Here is a 13,939-nt window from a genome sequence, read left to right as displayed (position 1 = left end):
AGAGCCCCGTGCCCACCAGCACCAAGATCATCGACGTCCTCCTGGTCGAGGACGACCCGGGCGACGTCCTGATGACCCGCGAGGCGTTCGAGGACAACAAGCTGCGCAACCGCCTGTCGGTCGTCTCCGACGGGGTGAGCGCGCTGGAGTTCCTGCGCAAGGAGGGCGAGCACGTCGACGCCCCGACGCCCGACCTGATCCTGCTCGACCTCAACCTGCCGCGCATGGACGGCCGGGAGGTCCTGCAGGCGCTCAAGGCGGACGCGGACCTGCGCTCGATCCCGGTGGTCGTGCTGACGACGTCCGAGGCTGAGGAGGACGTCGTGCGCAGCTATTCGCTGCACGCGAACGCCTACGTCACCAAGCCCGTCGACTTCGACCGGTTCATCGAGGTCGTGCGCCAGATCGACGAGTTCTTCGTCGAGGTCGTCCGGCTGCCCGGTCGCTGACCCGGGAAGAACTCGTCGGGGGTTGGCGTTGTCCCCGGTAACCCGGACCGGACGGAAGTGAGCGGACACCCATGCTGAACCCGAGCGAGATCTACGACGTCGACCCCGAGGTCGCCGCCCAGGTCGAGGCGCGGACCGTGAACGGCGCCGGCCCCGTCCTCGTGCACGCCGTGCGTGGCTTCGTCGACGCGGGCAACGCCGGTCAGCTGGCCGCCGAGCACCTGGTCGACGAGCTGCCCACCACGCGCCTGGCGACGTTCGACGTCGACCAGCTGCTGGACTACCGCTCGCGGCGGCCGGTGATGACGTTCGACCAGTCGACGTGGTCCGCCTACACGGAGCCCGAGCTGGTGGTCGACCTGGTGCAGGACGCCAGCGGCGTGCCGTTCCTGCTCCTGCACGGGGTCGAGCCCGACGTGCAGTGGGAGCGGTACGTGGCCGCGGTCCGCCAGATCGTCGAGCGCTTCGACGTCCCGCTGACCGTCGGGGTCCACGGGATCCCCATGGGCATCCCGCACACGCGGCCGCTGTCGGTCACGGCGCACGCCACCCGGCCCGAGCTCGTCGCCGACCACACCTCGTGGTTCGGCACGGTGCAGGTGCCCGCCAGCGCGAGCGCCCTGCTCGAGCTGCGGCTGGGCCAGTCGGGGCACGACGCGGTGGGCTTCGCGGTGCACGTGCCGCACTACCTCGCGCAGTCGGCGTTCCCGCAGGCCAGCCAGGCGGCGCTGACCAACGTGGAGCGCGCGACGGGCCTCGACCTGCAGGTCGGGTCGCTCACGGCGGCGGCCGACGAGGCCATGCAGGAGATCCAGCGTCAGGTGACCGGGTCGGAGGACGTGGCCGCGGTCGTGCACGCGCTCGAGGAGCAGTACGACTCGTTCACCCGCAACATCGGCCGGACGAGCCTGCTGGCGGGGTCCACGGACCTGCCGACGGCCGACGAGCTGGGCGCCGAGTTCGAGCGCTTCCTGGCCCAGCAGGGCGACGAGGGCCCCGCGATCTGACGCTCGTCTTTACCAGATCGTTGTCAAACCCTGTGCGCCGGAAGGGCGAAACCGTGGCGCGGCCCGCGGGCCCGATGTAAGGATGCACACGTTGCAGTGACGTACTCGCTCGACCGGCGTCGTCCCCCGGACCACTGGCTCGGGGGTCGGTTCCGACCCGTCGTTCGTTCGGCTGGGCCACCCGGTGCAGGGACGTGAGGCATTGCGGCACGGCGCAGGCAGACGGTCCGCGCCGTCACCGGTTGGACAGAAGGAAACGAACATGGCACAGGGTGCTGTCAAGTGGTTCAACGCTGAGAAGGGCTTCGGCTTCATCGCCCAGGACGGCGGCGGCGCCGACGTCTTCGTCCACTACTCCGCGATCGACTCCTCGGGCTACCGCAGCCTCGACGAGGGCCAGCGCGTCGAGTTCGAGATCACGCAGGGCGCCAAGGGCCCCCAGGCCGAGAGCGTCCGCCCGATCTGATCGTCTGATCGCGAAGGGCCGCACCCACTCGGATGCGGCCCTTCGTCATGCCTCCGGGTCGGCCAGGACGGGTGCCTTCCCGACGAACGCCGTGGCCTCGTCCCCGTGCAGCAGCCGGGCCGGCGCGGGCAGGCTCCGGATGGCGCGCGCCAGCCGTGGCTCGCCCAGCAGCTCGGTGTCGTCGGTCGCGGCGAGCACGAGGTTGCCGTAGCCGCGGCCCCGCAGGAGCCCGGGCTCGGCGACGACGGCCACGTCGGCGAAGGTCGTGCGCAGCGTCGCGACCTCGGCCCGCGCTGCCGCCAGCGGGGGTCGGTCGGCGCAGTTGACCAGGTAGACGCCTCCCGGCCGCAGGACGCGGGCGACGTGCGCGACCATCTCCCGCGTCCGGACGTGGGCCGGCGTGGTGTCGCCGGCGAACACGTCCCGGACGATGACGTCCGCCGACGAGTCGGCCAGCTTCTCGAGCTCCGCGCGCGCGTCGCCGGCGCGGATCCGCAGCGCGGGGGAGCGCGGCAGGTCGAACCACCCGCGGACCAGCTCCGTCAACGTCGCGTCGAGCTCGACCGCCAGCTGCCGCGACCCGGGCCGTGCGGCATCCACCGCGCGGGCGAGCGCGCACCCTGCGGCGCCGAGGTGCACCACGTCGAGCGGGCCCCCCGCGTCGCCGACCCGCTCGATCACCGCGGCCATCTGCTGCATGTACTCGAAGTCGAGCCGGGTGGGGTCGACGAGGTCGAGGTAGGAGCTGGGCACGCCGTTGACCAGGACCGTCACGCCGTCGGGATCGTCGGGGTCGCGGACCAGCTCGACCGTGCCCGTGGCGATCGGCAGGGGTCCCGTGGGCCACAGCGCGCGGGCCGCGGTCCGTGTGGGTGGTCGGTGCGAGCCTGGGCTGCGTCGGGCGGAGCGGTCGCGGGCGGCCATGGGCACACGCTACGGCGCCGACGATGGGCTTGACGGCATCGAACAGGTGTTCGATACTGGGATCACGGGGGACGGACGGCAGGCGGAAGGGGACGGCGGCATGGACCAGCGGCTCGCTCAGCACGGCACGGGTGGCGCGATCCCGGGTGCGCCCGTCCCGGCGCGCGTGCTCGAGCTCCTCGGCCGCGCGGACGCGGAGCTGCTCGCCGCCCAGTTCTCCACCGAGCCGTGGGAGCAGCTGTCCCACGCGCACCTCGCCGCGCTGCGCGCCGGGGCCGCGGCCGTCGCCTTCCGGGGCACCCCCGCGGGCCGCGGTGCGCCGCGGACGGTGTGGGCGATGCTCGGGGCGGTCGCGCCGGAGCTGTCGTCGTGGTCCACCTACTTCGCGGAGGCGGCGTCGCTGCGGTCGGCGGTGGAGGCCGGGAGGTTCGAGCTGGTCGGCCCACAGCGGGGCGAGGAGGCGGTGTGCGCGGCGGAGGACTTCGTGGACGCGGTCCGTGGCCTGGTGCACGAGGGCGCGGAGGCCGTGGCGGGCCGGACGCTGAGCATGCGCGTCCTGGCCGCCTCGTGAACCCCGACGGCAGGGCCGTGGCATGAGCCGCGGACCTCGGTCGGCCGAGGCGAAGCGGGACTGGGGTCGTGACGAGCTCGGTTGCTCGATCCTGCACGTCGACATGGACGCCTTCTTCGCGTCGGTCGAGCTCGCGCGCCGGCCCCAGCTGAGGGGACTGCCGGTGATCGTCGGCGGAGCGTCCCGCGGCGTGGTGCTGGCGGCGACCTACGAGGCGCGCGCCTTCGGTGTGCACGCGGCGATGCCGATGTCGGTCGCGCTGCGGCAGTGTCCGCACGCCGTCGTCGTCGCGCCCGACCACCACGCCTACCACGAGGTCTCGGCCGGGATCATGCGGGTGCTCGGTGACGTCACGGCGCTCGTCGAGCAGGTCAGCGTGGACGAGGCCTTCCTCGATGTTGCCGGCGCCCGCCGACGGCTCGGACCGCCGACCGTCATCGCCCAGATCATCCGCCGGCAGGTCCGGGAGCAGTTCGGGATCACGTGCTCGGTCGGCATCGCGTCCACCAAGTTCGTCGCCAAGCTCGCCTCCGGGCAGGCCAAGCCGGACGGCGTCCTGCTGGTCCCGCGTGCCGCGACGGTCGGTTTCCTCCGCGTGCTGCCGGTCGGGGCGCTCTGGGGGGTGGGTGAAAAGACGGAGTCGGCGCTCGCCCGGTGGGGCATCCGGACCGTAGCCGAGCTCGCGGACAGCGACGTGTCCACCGTGCAGCACGCCGTCGGCAAGGTCGCGGGCGCGCACCTGCACGACCTGTCGTGGGGACGGGACCCGCGCCCCGTGCAGCCGGGCCGCGAGGAGCGGTCGCTCAGCGCGGAGGAGACGTTCGCCGTGGACGTCGCCGACCTGACGCTGGTGCAGGAGAAGGCACGCGAGCTGGCGGACCGGTGCGCGGTCCGGCTGCGCAGGAACGGCCTGGTCACCCGCACGATCACCGTGAAGGTGCGCACGTCGGACTTCCGCACGCTCACCCGCTCGCGCACGCTGCTGACGCCGACCGACGTCGGGCGCGAGCTGTACCTGGCGGCGCGCGAGCTCCTCGCGGGGGTCGACCTCGCGGGTCTGCCGGTGCGGCTGGTGGGTGTCCGGGCGGAGGGGCTCTCACCTGCGGCGTCGGTCGTCCGGCAACCGACGCTCGACGAGGCGGACCAGCCCTTCCGTGCGCGCCGGGACGCCGAGCGGGTGATGGACGTGGTGCGGGACCGCTTCGGTCGCGGGTCGATCGAGGCCGGGACTTCACAGCCGAGAGGAGTAACCTCCCACTCGACTACCACCTTCGTTCCGGCGGATCTATCCTGAACCCGAACGCAGGTCCACAAGCTGACAACGGGGGTCAGGATGCCTCTCTCGGAGTACGAGCAGCGCGTGCTCGAGCAGATGGAACGGCAGCTGACTACTGACGATCCTCGACTCGCGAACACGCTGACTCAGCGCGGGCATCGCCCGTTCGGCCGCTACGTCATCGCGGGAGTCGGTGCGTCAGTCGGTCTGCTGCTGCTCGTGCTCGGCGCGGCGAACAGCCACGCATGGCTGGGCGTCGTGGGCTTCGTCGTGATGTTCGCCGCGGTGGCCTTCGCCTTCGCCGACCCCCGCCGTGGATCCGGGCGTCGCTCGGGACCGCAGGGTGTGGTGCAGGGTGACGGCAAGGTGAAGCCGGCTTCGTCGCCCGCGCGTCAGCGCAGCAGCTTCATGAGCCGTCTCGAGGAGCGCTGGGAACGTCGGCGCGGCGAGAGCGGTCGCTAAGCAGGCTCTCGACACCGGACGTCAGCTCGTCCACCCATCCGGCCAGCAGCGCCGGATCCACCTCGGGCTGCTGCGGCGCGTAACGGTCGCGTTCGACCGTGCGTGCCAGTGACGTCAGCGCCTCCGCGGGAGCCCCGGTCAACGGTGACCCGGCAAGCCGCAGGAGCTGGTCCTGCACCGACGCGACGACCGTGCGCGGCGTGTCCGAGTCCGTCCACGTGACCCCGCGCGCGGCGAGCCGCTTCCGGGCCCGCAGCCAGGCGCGCTCCGGCGTGAGGTCGGCGCGGAACCGCGTGCGGCGGCGGACGACCGCCAGCCCCACCGAGGCCAGGGCGAGCACGATCGCGACGGTGATCCCGACGGGCACCCAGGCGCGGCCGGCGTCGGCGGCTGCGCCGGAGGCCGGCTGGTTGTCGGTCGTGGCCGGGGCGGAGGCGAGCGGACGGGACGACGGGACGAGGTTGTCGGGGACGTCGGCCTGCGCCGAGATGCCTTGGAACGGGTCGCTCCACCGCGGCGGCGCCCCCGTCTGCACGGCAGGCGTCGGCTCGAAGCGCACCCAGCCGTAGCCCTCGAAGAACAGCTCGGGCCAGGCGTGCGACTCGTGGCCGGTGACGATGTAGGACCCGTTGCGGTCGGACTCACCCGGCAGGAAGCCGACGCCCACCCGGGCGGGGATGCCGAGGGTGCGGGCCATCATCGCCATCGAGGTGGAGAACTGGACGCAGTACCCCTTCTTCGACTGCAGGAAGTCCCAGACCGCGTCGTCGGAACGGGACGGTGCCACGCGGATGTCGTAGGTGAAGTTCGTCGTCGCCCGGAAGTACGTCTGCAGCGCCATCGCCTGCTCGTAGGGGGTCTCCGCGTTCGCGGTGACCTCCTGCGCGAGGTCGGTGATGTCCTGCGTGTGGTCCGTCTGCGGCACGGCGAGGGTGGCGCCGTCGTCGCCGGGGTCGCCCACCTCGGTGTCGGCGAGGTCCTCGGCGGTCAGGGACGGGATCTCGACCGTCATCGCGTAGGTCATGCCGTCGAACGTGCCACGCCGGCCGACCACCTCGTCGCGTGCTGTGTCGTACTCCCACGTGCCCCGGACGTCGACCGTGCGGGGGAACGTGCTGACGGGCAGCCGACGCTCACGCAGCCCGGCGACCTCCACCTGGACGTCCCCGAGCGTCCCGCGCGACGCGTCCGGCACCGTGCCCCGCACCGCGGGGTCGGACGCCAGGAGCGTCGCCGGGTCCCACGGCTCGAGCTCGGTGCTCTCCGTGCGGTCCCACGTCTTGCCGTCGAAGGTGGTGAGAGTGAAGGCCCGCAGCGGTCCGACGTCGGCGGCCGTGACGTTGGCCGCCGACGGGGTGGGGCTCGGTTCGTCGGCCGCCGCGGCGTCCGCCGCGACCGGGGCGACGGAGTAGCGCAGGACGACCTGCCCGGACCGCGAGCCGAGGCTCTTGCGCAGGTCCAGGTCGCTGCTGAGCGACATCGGTCCGATCGGTCCGCTGCCGAAGGTGGGCATGCTCATGCTTGCCCACCCGGGGAACGCGGCGACGGCCGGACCGGCCAGCAGGGTCGCGACGATGAGCGACAGCGAGGACAGGACGGCGACCGTGACCCGTCGCCCGCGGTCGGAGTGGGCCGACGCCGGTGCGGCGCTCAGCGCGAGCAGCAGAAGGTAGAAGAACGCCGTCCACGCGATCGCCCAGCCGCTCGCCGGGAAGCCGAGGATGATCGCGGGCACCCACAGTCCTGCGAACGCGATCCCGGCGAGGGCGGGCATGCCGAGCCCGATGGCGACGAGGTCGGCGACCAGGAAGACGGCGACGGCGCCGAAGACGACCAGCAGCTCCGCGGGGCGGACGCCCGGCATCGGCACGAGGGACGCGTTGATGATGGCGACGCCCTCGCGCGCGGTTGCCATCGTCCGCTCGAGGGAGCCGCCGTCGGGCAGCACCTGCAGGCGTCCGGGGGGCGCGCCGTAGCGCACCAGGATCGTGCCGGCGGCCACGACCGCGCCGACGAGCGTCGGCGCCCACCAGGATCGCGTCACCGCGCGCACGCCGATGACGATCGCGGCGACGACGAGCACGATCACCCAGGTCGCGGCGAGCCAGCCGCCGCGGACGATCAGGCCGGTGAGCGCGAACAGGCTCGCGCAGGTCGCGGCCGCGCACAGGGCGGAGCCGAGGGCGGCGCGGGGACCGCGCGGGATGCGCTGCGGGCGGCCGGTCATGCCGCCGACCCCAGGAGTCGCAGCCAGCAGTCGACGACGGGCTCGCCGGGTGTCACGCGGCACGCGCGCCAGCCCGCCCGTCGCAGCGCCTTGACGGTGTGCTCCGCCTCGGTCTCGTGCGCGGCCGTGTCGGCCCGGACCACGGCCCAGGCCTGGGCGTTGTCGGCGACGTGGGCGAGGGCGGCACGCGCGCGAGCACCGAGCGGGCCGAGGACGGCGAGGACGATCTCCCCGCCGGCGTCGGTGGTCTGCAGCAGGTGCGCGGCTGCGACGAGCTCCGCCTCGCCCTGCGCGGCGGTGCGGGGGGCCTCGAGGTCGATCGTGCGGTCGAGCACGGCGTTGCGGGCGCCCGGCCCGGTGCGGTTGTGCACGAACGCCAGCGGGTACACGGCCGCGTCCTCGCGCAGGCCGCTCACCAGCCGCACGGGGTGCCCGCCGTCGAGCATGGCCAACGACATGGACGCGGCGAGCGAGATCGACCACTCCAGGCTGGCGACGCGGGCGGGCAGGTCGAGCAGCACGGAGACCGGGCGCATGCCGGCGCGCTCGTCGGAGCGCACCATGAGCGCGCCCTTGCGCGCACTGCTGCTCCAGTGCACGCGCCGCAGGTCGTCGCCCTCGCGGTAGTCGCGCAGCGACGCGTCGTCGGTGGACGGCGTGCGGGCTCCGAGTGCGACGCGGTCGGGCTCGCCGACCAGGACGTCGCCCGGGGTCGGCAGGGGGACCACGGCGGGCCACACCGCCACCTCGGCCTGCTCGCCGAGCGTGGCGGACGTGCGGATCACCCCGAAGGGGTCGCTGCGGGTCACGACGAGCGGGCCGAGGGGCCAGCGCCCTCGTCGTGCCGCCTGCACCGCGTAGGTGACGGTGACGCGACGCGGCGCCCGGTTGACGCGCGCACGCAGCGGGCGACCGCCGGAGAGCTCGGTGGCGGCCTGCTCGGCGAACTTCAGGCCCGCCAGCCGGACGCGGGCGGCGGGGTCGGTCGCGGCGATCGTGACCTCGATCTGCGCCTCGTCGCCCGCGTGCACGGGATTCGGGGTCGCGTGCCGATGCACGCTCAGCCGGTGCTTGCCGCGGCCCGGGTCGAGCAGCCCCACACCGACGGCCGCCCCGACCACGAGCAGCACCGCGAGCGTGCCGATGCGCACGAGGTCGACGGCACCCAGCACGACGCCGAGCTGCAGCGCCACCAGGCCGGCGACGCCGATCGCCCAGCCGCGGGGGGTGGGGCGGAGGCGCATCAGCCGATAGCGCGGCGCGAGCGCGCCGTGCCCGCCGCAGACGGGAGGGGGATGCGGTCGAGGATGTCGGTGACGATGTCGGACGTGCTGCGCCCGGACAGGCGCGACTCCGTGCTGGGCAGGAGGCGGTGCGCGAGGACGGGCACCCCGAGCTGCTGGACGTCGTCGGGCAGCACGTGGTCGCGGCCGTCCATCGCGGCGAGCGACTTGGCCGCACGCAGCAGCTGGATCGCGGCGCGCGGGGACGCGCCGAGCCGCAGGCCCTGGTCCTCGCGCGTGGCGGTCACCAGGTCGACCACGTAGCGCTTCACCGCCGGCGCGGCGAAGAGGCGGCGCGTGGTCTCGATGAGCGACTTGACCTGGGCGGCGTCGGTGACGGAGTGCAGGCTGTCCAGGGGGTCCGACGTCTCCTGCAGGTCGAGCATGTCGAGCTCGGACTCCACGCTCGGGTAGCCGACCGTCAGGCGGGCCATGAACCGGTCGCGCTGGGCCTCGGGCAGCGGGTAGGTGCCCTCCATCTCCACGGGGTTCTGCGTCGCGACGACGAGGAACGGGCGCGGCAGGGGGTACGTGCGGCCATCGACCGTGGCCTGCGCCTCCTGCATGCACTCCAGGAGCGCGGACTGCGTCTTGGGGGAGGCGCGGTTGATCTCGTCGCCGATGACGACGTGCGCGAAGACGGGTCCGGGCCGGAACTCGAACTCGTGGGTCTGTGACCGGAAGATGTTGACGCCGGTGAGGTCGGACGGCAGCAGGTCCGGGGTGAACTGGATCCGGCCGACCGTGCAGTCGATGGTCTTGGCCAGCGCCTTGGCCAGCGTCGTCTTGCCGACGCCGGGGACGTCCTCGAGGAGCAGGTGCCCCTCGGCGAGCAGGACGGCGACGGTGACCCGGACCAGCTCGGGCCGGCCGGTCACCACACCCTCGATGGCGGCCCGCATCCGTTGCGTGGTCGCGACGACGTCCTCGAGCTCGCTCGACGACGGGACTGCCTGCAGCATGACGCCTCCTTTGGCGGAACTGGGTCCGAGCCTAAAGGTCAAGCGCGCGTTGTTCATCGCCCACGGCACCCCCACTTCGCTCCACCACCCACCCGGTCGAGCGCCGGACGGCCGTCCAGGTGCGGGGATTCGTCGGATCCCTCCGGAATCCACGCCTCGGGTGCGGGTCCGACACACCCCAGGAGACGTGTCGGCGGTCGATTCCCTCCACTTCGCTCCACGCGCCCTGACCTGCGGTTTTATCCTCTCGATCGGGTGAATCGTGGCCATCTCCGATGGCAGGTGGAGTGAAGTGGAGTACCGTGGAGGCACGTGGTGAGGCAGGGAGTCTCGCGTCGGCGGAGCAGAGGGAGGCGAGGTGTCGTATGAGTCGACGTCCGGCGCCTTCGGTTCCTTCGCGCCCTTCCTCGGGACGTACACCCCGCGCCTGGACGAGAAGGGGCGGCTCATCCTTCCGGCCAAGTTCCGTGGCCAGCTGGCCCCGGGTCTCGTGATGACCCGAGGTCAGGAGCGCTGCCTGTTCCTGCTGCCCATGGACGAGTTCCGCCGCATGCACGACCAGCTCCGGCAGGCCCCGGTCACCAGCCGTCAGGCCCGCGACTACCTCCGCGTGTTCCTGTCCGGTGCCAGCGACGAGCTGCCCGACAAGCAGGGCCGCATCTCCATCCCGCCGATGCTCCGCAAGTACGCGGGCCTCGAGCGCGACGTCGCCGTCATCGGCACAGGTACCCGAGTCGAGATCTGGGACCTCACCGCGTGGGAGACGTACCTGGCCGAGCAGGAGGCCGGGTACGCCGACACCGCGGAGGAGGTCTTCCCGAACGGACCCTTCTAGACCGCACAGCCCGCACGCATCGTCGCCCGGTGAGACCTCCTCCCGAATCTCTGACGCACTTCCCCGGCGTCAGAGGGTCGGTGGGGGATCTGGTCGGACGGCGGAGGGGCCGCCTGACCACACACATCACGCCCTGGGGAGGGAGCAGCGATGACCGAGCAGCAGACGCCCGACGACGCGGCGTCCCGGCACACCCCGGTGCTGCTGCAGCGCTGCCTCGACCTGCTCGCCCCGGCGTTCGAGGTCGAGAACCCCGTGCTGGTCGACTCGACCCTGGGCATGGGCGGCCACACCGAGGGCGTCCTGCAGGCCTTCCCCCACGTGCGGGTGGTCGGGCTGGACCGTGACACGCAGGCGCTCGAGCTGGCGGGCCGCCGGCTCGCCCCGTTCGGCGACCGGTTCACGGGCGTGCACGCCATCTACGACGAGATCAACGACGTGCTGGACCGGCTGGGCGTCGGCAAGGTCCAGGGCGTGCTCATGGACCTCGGCGTCTCGTCGCTGCAGCTGGACGAGCGCGAGCGCGGGTTCTCCTACTCCGCCGACGCCCCGCTCGACATGCGCATGGATGCGACGACCGGCCAGACCGCCGCGGACGTGCTCAATACCTACGACGAACGCGAGCTCGCGCGGATCCTGCGGGTCTACGGCGAGGAGCGGTTCGCGCCGCGCATCGCCCGGGCGATCGTCGCGCAGCGTGCCCGGCGGCCGCTCGAGCGCACCGGCGAGCTGGTGAGCATCGTGCGGGCCAACATCCCCGCCGCGACCCGCAAGACCGGGGGCAACCCCGCCAAGCGCACGTTCCAGGCCCTCCGGATCGAGGTGAACGGCGAGATCGAGGTGCTGGAGCGCGCGCTGCCGCAGTCGATCGAGGCGCTCGCGGTCGGCGGTCGGATCGTCGTCGAGTCGTACCACTCGCTCGAGGACCGCGCCGTCAAGCGCGCGCTCGCCGTCGGTGCGACCTCCAGCGCGCCGCCCGACCTCCCGGTCGAGCCCGAGACGCACGCGCCGTTCCTGCGCCTGGTGACGCGGGGCGCCGAGGAGGCCGACGAGGACGAGCTGGCGCACAACCCGCGCTCGCAGTCCGTCCGTCTCCGCGCCGCCGAGCGGATCCGCCCCACGCCCGACCACCTCACGCCACGCCAGACCGGAAGGAGGGCAGCATGAGCGCCCAGTCCGCTGCCCGAGCAACGGCCTACCCGGCCCCGTCCCGCCCGCGCACCGCAAATCCACCCGCACCAAGACTTCGCGTCGTCCGCGCGCCGGAGCACGCCAGGACGCGAGTTCCGTTCATCCTTGCCTGCATGGCCGTCCTCGCCGGTGCGCTCCTGTCCGCGCTGCTGCTCAACACGTCCATGGCGGCGACCGCGTACGCCAAGTACGACCTGTCCAACGAGCTGGGCCGGCTGAACCAGGACGAGCAGGACCTGACCGCGCAGCTCGACGCGAAGGCGTCGCCCACGCAGCTGGCCGGGGCCGCGGCCGCGCTCGGCATGGTCCCCACCAACGGCACGGGCTGGTTGCGCCTCTCCGACGGCAGCGTGCAGGGCACGCCCGAGCCGGCCGGAGCAGGCGGATGACCACACCGGTCGCGCGCCCGCGCGCCCGCACCGAGCAGACCGGCACCCGCCGCCCGGCACCGACCAACCGCGCGCCGGGCGCGACCCCGCCGCGCCAGCGCACGGTCGAGGTCCCTCCGGGCACCCGCGGCGGCCCGCCGGTGGGACCGGTGCGGCCTGGCTCGCGCCGGCGCATGGCCTTCCTCACCGCTCTCGTGGTCCTGGCGCTCGCCGTCTTCGGCGGGCGCCTCGTCTACGTCCAGGGGCTGCGGGGGTCGAGCATCGCCGAGCAGGCGCGCAACGCCCGCCTGACGTCGATCACCCTCATCGGCGGCCGCGGCCAGATCACGGACGCCGACGGCAACCCGCTGGCGACCTCGGTCGAGCGCTACGACATCTCGGTGAACCAGAAGCTGATCGCGAAGTTCAAGGGCACGACGAACCCGGCGGTGCCCGACGGGGCGGCCGGCGTGGCCGCGACGCTCGCCCCGCTGCTCGGCGTGAACGCCGCCGAGCTGGGCGGCTCGCTGGTCGGCGACCGCTCGTTCGTCTACATCCGCAAGGGTGTCCTGCCCGAGGTCGCCCGCGAGATCCGCAAGCTCGGGATCAACGGGGTCAACGTCGACCGCGTGGCCGAGCGGGTCTACCCCAACAACACGCTCGCCGGGAACGTCATCGGCTTCGTCAACTCGAACGGCGTGGGGCTCGCGGGCCTCGAGGCGTCCCTCGACCCGCGCCTGACGGGCACGGCCGGCAGCGAGACGTACGAGCGCGGTCGCAAGGGGCAGGCGATCCCCGGCGGGTACACCAAGGACACCCCGGCCCGGCAGGGCGACTCGGTGCAGCTCACGATCAAGTCCGACATCCAGTGGAAGGCCCAGTCGGCGCTCGACGCGCAGGTCGCCGCGACCGGATCGGACTCGGGCTCGCTCATCGTCCTGGACTCCAAGACCGGCGAGATCTACGCCCTGGCGGACTCGGGATCGGTCGACCCCAACCACCCGGGGGAGGCGTCGGGCTCGCTGTCCAGCGCCGTCTCGGACGTGTTCGAGCCGGGCTCGACGGGCAAGGTCATCACGATGTCCGCCATCCTCGAGAACCACGTCGCCGACCCGCTGTCGCAGTGGGAGGTGCCGTACCAGTACACGACCGAGAACAACCAGACGTTCAAGGACTCGCACGAGCACGGCGTGCTGCGCCTGACCACCACGGGCGTGCTAGCCGAGTCCTCGAACACCGGCACCGTGATGATCGGCCAGAACCTGCCCGCGCAGACGCGGTACGACTACATGGCGAAGTTCGGGTTCGGCGCCAAGACCGGGATCGAGATGCCGGGGGAGTCGAACGGCATCCTGCACCCCGTCGACGCGTGGGACGGCCGCACCAAGTACGCGGTCCTGTTCGGGCAGGGCGTGTCCGTCACGGCGATCCAGGCGACGCAGGTGTTCGCGACCATCGCCAACGGCGGCGTCCGGGTGCAGCCGCACATCATCAAGGGCTGGACGTCGCCCGACGGCACCTACACGCCGGTCGCCGCGGCGGCGAAGACCCAGGTGGTCTCGCCCGAGACGGCCAAGACCGTGCTCACCATGATGCAGAGCGTCGTCGACGACGGCACGGGCGCGAGTGCCGCGATCCCCGGCTACCAGGTGGCCGGCAAGACGGGGACGGCGGAGAACTGGTCGAAGGGCATCACCGCCTCGTTCATCGGCGTCGCGCCCGCGGACGACCCGCGCATCGCGGTCGCGGTGATCCTGCACAACCCGAAGACCTCGATCTACGGCGGCACGGTCGCCGCACCGGTGTTCTCGGACGTGGCCGGATACACGCTCAGCGAGCTCGGGGTGGCCCCCTCCGGCACCACCGGGACGCTCTTCCCGACGACGTGGTGACGGGCCCGCACCGGACGTCCGGTGAC

At 72.9% G+C, this 13,939-nt stretch carries 14 protein-coding genes; 10 read left to right on the top strand and 4 right to left on the bottom strand.

All coding sequences use genetic code 11. From position 1 onward, the window contains the following. The first annotated feature begins 71 nt into the window (after nucleotides 1-71). The 3 genes from AC1DYZ_RS15875 to AC1DYZ_RS15865 all read left to right on the top strand — a co-directional run bounded on the left by AC1DYZ_RS15875 (nucleotide 72) and on the right by AC1DYZ_RS15865 (nucleotide 1,922). Nucleotides 72-449, top strand: a complete 378-nt coding sequence (locus tag AC1DYZ_RS15875) for a response regulator (RefSeq protein WP_477066209.1) — start codon at nucleotides 72-74, stop codon at nucleotides 447-449. Nucleotides 450-520: 71 nt separating this feature from the next. Continuing rightward, nucleotides 521-1,456: a proteasome assembly chaperone family protein gene (locus tag AC1DYZ_RS15870; RefSeq protein WP_477066113.1), complete on the top strand. Its 936-nt coding sequence runs from the start codon at nucleotides 521-523 to the stop codon at nucleotides 1,454-1,456. A 262-nt stretch (nucleotides 1,457-1,718) separates the two neighbouring features. Continuing rightward, nucleotides 1,719-1,922, top strand: coding sequence for a cold-shock protein (locus tag AC1DYZ_RS15865; protein WP_055921997.1), 204 nt, complete (start codon nucleotides 1,719-1,721; stop codon nucleotides 1,920-1,922). A 45-nt stretch (nucleotides 1,923-1,967) separates the two neighbouring features. On the opposite strand, the gene AC1DYZ_RS15860 is transcribed toward AC1DYZ_RS15865, so the two are convergent. Beyond that, entirely contained in the window at nucleotides 1,968-2,846 is an 879-nt protein-coding gene (locus AC1DYZ_RS15860) for a spermidine synthase (protein ID WP_477066112.1), read from the bottom strand. A gap of 100 nt (nucleotides 2,847-2,946) precedes the next feature. Between AC1DYZ_RS15860 and AC1DYZ_RS15855 the strand changes: the two genes are divergently transcribed. From AC1DYZ_RS15855 to AC1DYZ_RS15845, 3 genes are read left to right on the top strand one after another with little or no spacing between them, the layout of a single operon-like run. Next, the gene (locus tag AC1DYZ_RS15855; protein WP_477066111.1) at nucleotides 2,947-3,417 is read left to right on the top strand and encodes an SAV_6107 family HEPN domain-containing protein; all 471 of its coding nucleotides are present in this window, start codon (nucleotides 2,947-2,949) and stop codon (nucleotides 3,415-3,417) included. A 22-nt stretch (nucleotides 3,418-3,439) separates the two neighbouring features. Continuing rightward, nucleotides 3,440-4,711 (top strand): DNA polymerase IV, encoded by a 1,272-nt coding sequence (gene dinB, locus AC1DYZ_RS15850; RefSeq protein WP_477066110.1) that lies wholly within the window; start codon nucleotides 3,440-3,442, stop codon nucleotides 4,709-4,711. Between the two features lie 39 nt (nucleotides 4,712-4,750). Further along, nucleotides 4,751-5,155 carry a DUF3040 domain-containing protein gene (locus AC1DYZ_RS15845; protein WP_477066109.1) on the top strand — a complete coding sequence of 135 codons (405 nt, stop codon included), beginning with the start codon at nucleotides 4,751-4,753 and terminating at the stop codon, nucleotides 5,153-5,155. Here AC1DYZ_RS15845 and AC1DYZ_RS15840 read toward each other — a convergent pair. From AC1DYZ_RS15840 to AC1DYZ_RS15830, 3 genes are read right to left on the bottom strand one after another with little or no spacing between them, the layout of a single operon-like run. After that, nucleotides 5,100-7,382, bottom strand: a complete 2,283-nt coding sequence (locus AC1DYZ_RS15840) for a transglutaminase TgpA family protein (RefSeq protein ID WP_477066108.1) — start codon at nucleotides 7,380-7,382, stop codon at nucleotides 5,100-5,102. The two genes, AC1DYZ_RS15845 and AC1DYZ_RS15840, sit on opposite strands and share 56 nt — an antisense overlap. After that, nucleotides 7,379-8,626: a DUF58 domain-containing protein gene (locus AC1DYZ_RS15835; protein ID WP_477066107.1), complete on the bottom strand. Its 1,248-nt coding sequence runs from the start codon at nucleotides 8,624-8,626 to the stop codon at nucleotides 7,379-7,381. Before AC1DYZ_RS15835 ends, AC1DYZ_RS15840 begins: the two co-directional genes overlap by 4 nt. Continuing rightward, nucleotides 8,626-9,627, bottom strand: coding sequence for an AAA family ATPase (locus AC1DYZ_RS15830; protein WP_477066106.1), 1,002 nt, complete (start codon nucleotides 9,625-9,627; stop codon nucleotides 8,626-8,628). Before AC1DYZ_RS15830 ends, AC1DYZ_RS15835 begins: the two co-directional genes overlap by 1 nt. Before the next feature lie 358 nt (nucleotides 9,628-9,985). Between AC1DYZ_RS15830 and mraZ the strand changes: the two genes are divergently transcribed. The 4 genes from mraZ to AC1DYZ_RS15810 all read left to right on the top strand — a co-directional run bounded on the left by mraZ (nucleotide 9,986) and on the right by AC1DYZ_RS15810 (nucleotide 13,913). Continuing rightward, nucleotides 9,986-10,462 carry a division/cell wall cluster transcriptional repressor MraZ gene (gene mraZ / locus AC1DYZ_RS15825; RefSeq protein WP_477066105.1) on the top strand — a complete coding sequence of 159 codons (477 nt, stop codon included), beginning with the start codon at nucleotides 9,986-9,988 and terminating at the stop codon, nucleotides 10,460-10,462. A gap of 150 nt (nucleotides 10,463-10,612) precedes the next feature. Next, the gene (gene rsmH, locus AC1DYZ_RS15820) at nucleotides 10,613-11,629 is read left to right on the top strand and encodes a 16S rRNA (cytosine(1402)-N(4))-methyltransferase RsmH (protein WP_477066104.1); all 1,017 of its coding nucleotides are present in this window, start codon (nucleotides 10,613-10,615) and stop codon (nucleotides 11,627-11,629) included. After that, complete coding sequence (gene ftsL, locus AC1DYZ_RS15815; protein ID WP_477066103.1) at nucleotides 11,626-12,042, top strand: cell division protein FtsL; 417 nt, start codon at nucleotides 11,626-11,628, stop codon at nucleotides 12,040-12,042. The genes rsmH and ftsL overlap by 4 nt, the downstream gene beginning before the upstream one ends. Beyond that, nucleotides 12,039-13,913: a peptidoglycan D,D-transpeptidase FtsI family protein gene (locus tag AC1DYZ_RS15810; protein WP_477066102.1), complete on the top strand. Its 1,875-nt coding sequence runs from the start codon at nucleotides 12,039-12,041 to the stop codon at nucleotides 13,911-13,913. Before ftsL ends, AC1DYZ_RS15810 begins: the two co-directional genes overlap by 4 nt. The last annotated feature ends 26 nt before the right edge of the window (nucleotides 13,914-13,939 follow it).

The sequence above is a fragment of the Cellulomonas sp. P1_C4 genome (assembly GCF_056406355.1).
This window is presented reverse-complemented; position numbering and strand designations above follow the sequence as displayed.

Bases quoted from the DNA above. Each gene is read 5' to 3' on its own strand.
- AC1DYZ_RS15875 (WP_477066209.1), top strand. From the start codon at position 72: ATGACCCGCGAGGCGTTCGAGGACAACAAGCTGCGCAACCGCCTGTCG.
- AC1DYZ_RS15870 (WP_477066113.1), top strand. From the start codon at position 521: ATGCTGAACCCGAGCGAGATCTACGACGTCGACCCCGAGGTCGCCGCC.
- AC1DYZ_RS15865 (WP_055921997.1), top strand. From the start codon at position 1,719: ATGGCACAGGGTGCTGTCAAGTGGTTCAACGCTGAGAAGGGCTTCGGC.
- AC1DYZ_RS15860 (WP_477066112.1), bottom strand. From the start codon at position 2,846: ATGGCCGCCCGCGACCGCTCCGCCCGACGCAGCCCAGGCTCGCACCGA.
- AC1DYZ_RS15855 (WP_477066111.1), top strand. From the start codon at position 2,947: ATGGACCAGCGGCTCGCTCAGCACGGCACGGGTGGCGCGATCCCGGGT.
- dinB (WP_477066110.1), top strand. From the start codon at position 3,440: ATGAGCCGCGGACCTCGGTCGGCCGAGGCGAAGCGGGACTGGGGTCGT.
- AC1DYZ_RS15845 (WP_477066109.1), top strand. From the start codon at position 4,751: ATGCCTCTCTCGGAGTACGAGCAGCGCGTGCTCGAGCAGATGGAACGG.
- AC1DYZ_RS15840 (WP_477066108.1), bottom strand. From the start codon at position 7,382: ATGACCGGCCGCCCGCAGCGCATCCCGCGCGGTCCCCGCGCCGCCCTC.
- AC1DYZ_RS15835 (WP_477066107.1), bottom strand. From the start codon at position 8,626: ATGCGCCTCCGCCCCACCCCCCGCGGCTGGGCGATCGGCGTCGCCGGC.
- AC1DYZ_RS15830 (WP_477066106.1), bottom strand. From the start codon at position 9,627: ATGCTGCAGGCAGTCCCGTCGTCGAGCGAGCTCGAGGACGTCGTCGCG.
- rsmH (WP_477066104.1), top strand. From the start codon at position 10,613: ATGACCGAGCAGCAGACGCCCGACGACGCGGCGTCCCGGCACACCCCG.
- ftsL (WP_477066103.1), top strand. From the start codon at position 11,626: ATGAGCGCCCAGTCCGCTGCCCGAGCAACGGCCTACCCGGCCCCGTCC.
- AC1DYZ_RS15810 (WP_477066102.1), top strand. From the start codon at position 12,039: ATGACCACACCGGTCGCGCGCCCGCGCGCCCGCACCGAGCAGACCGGC.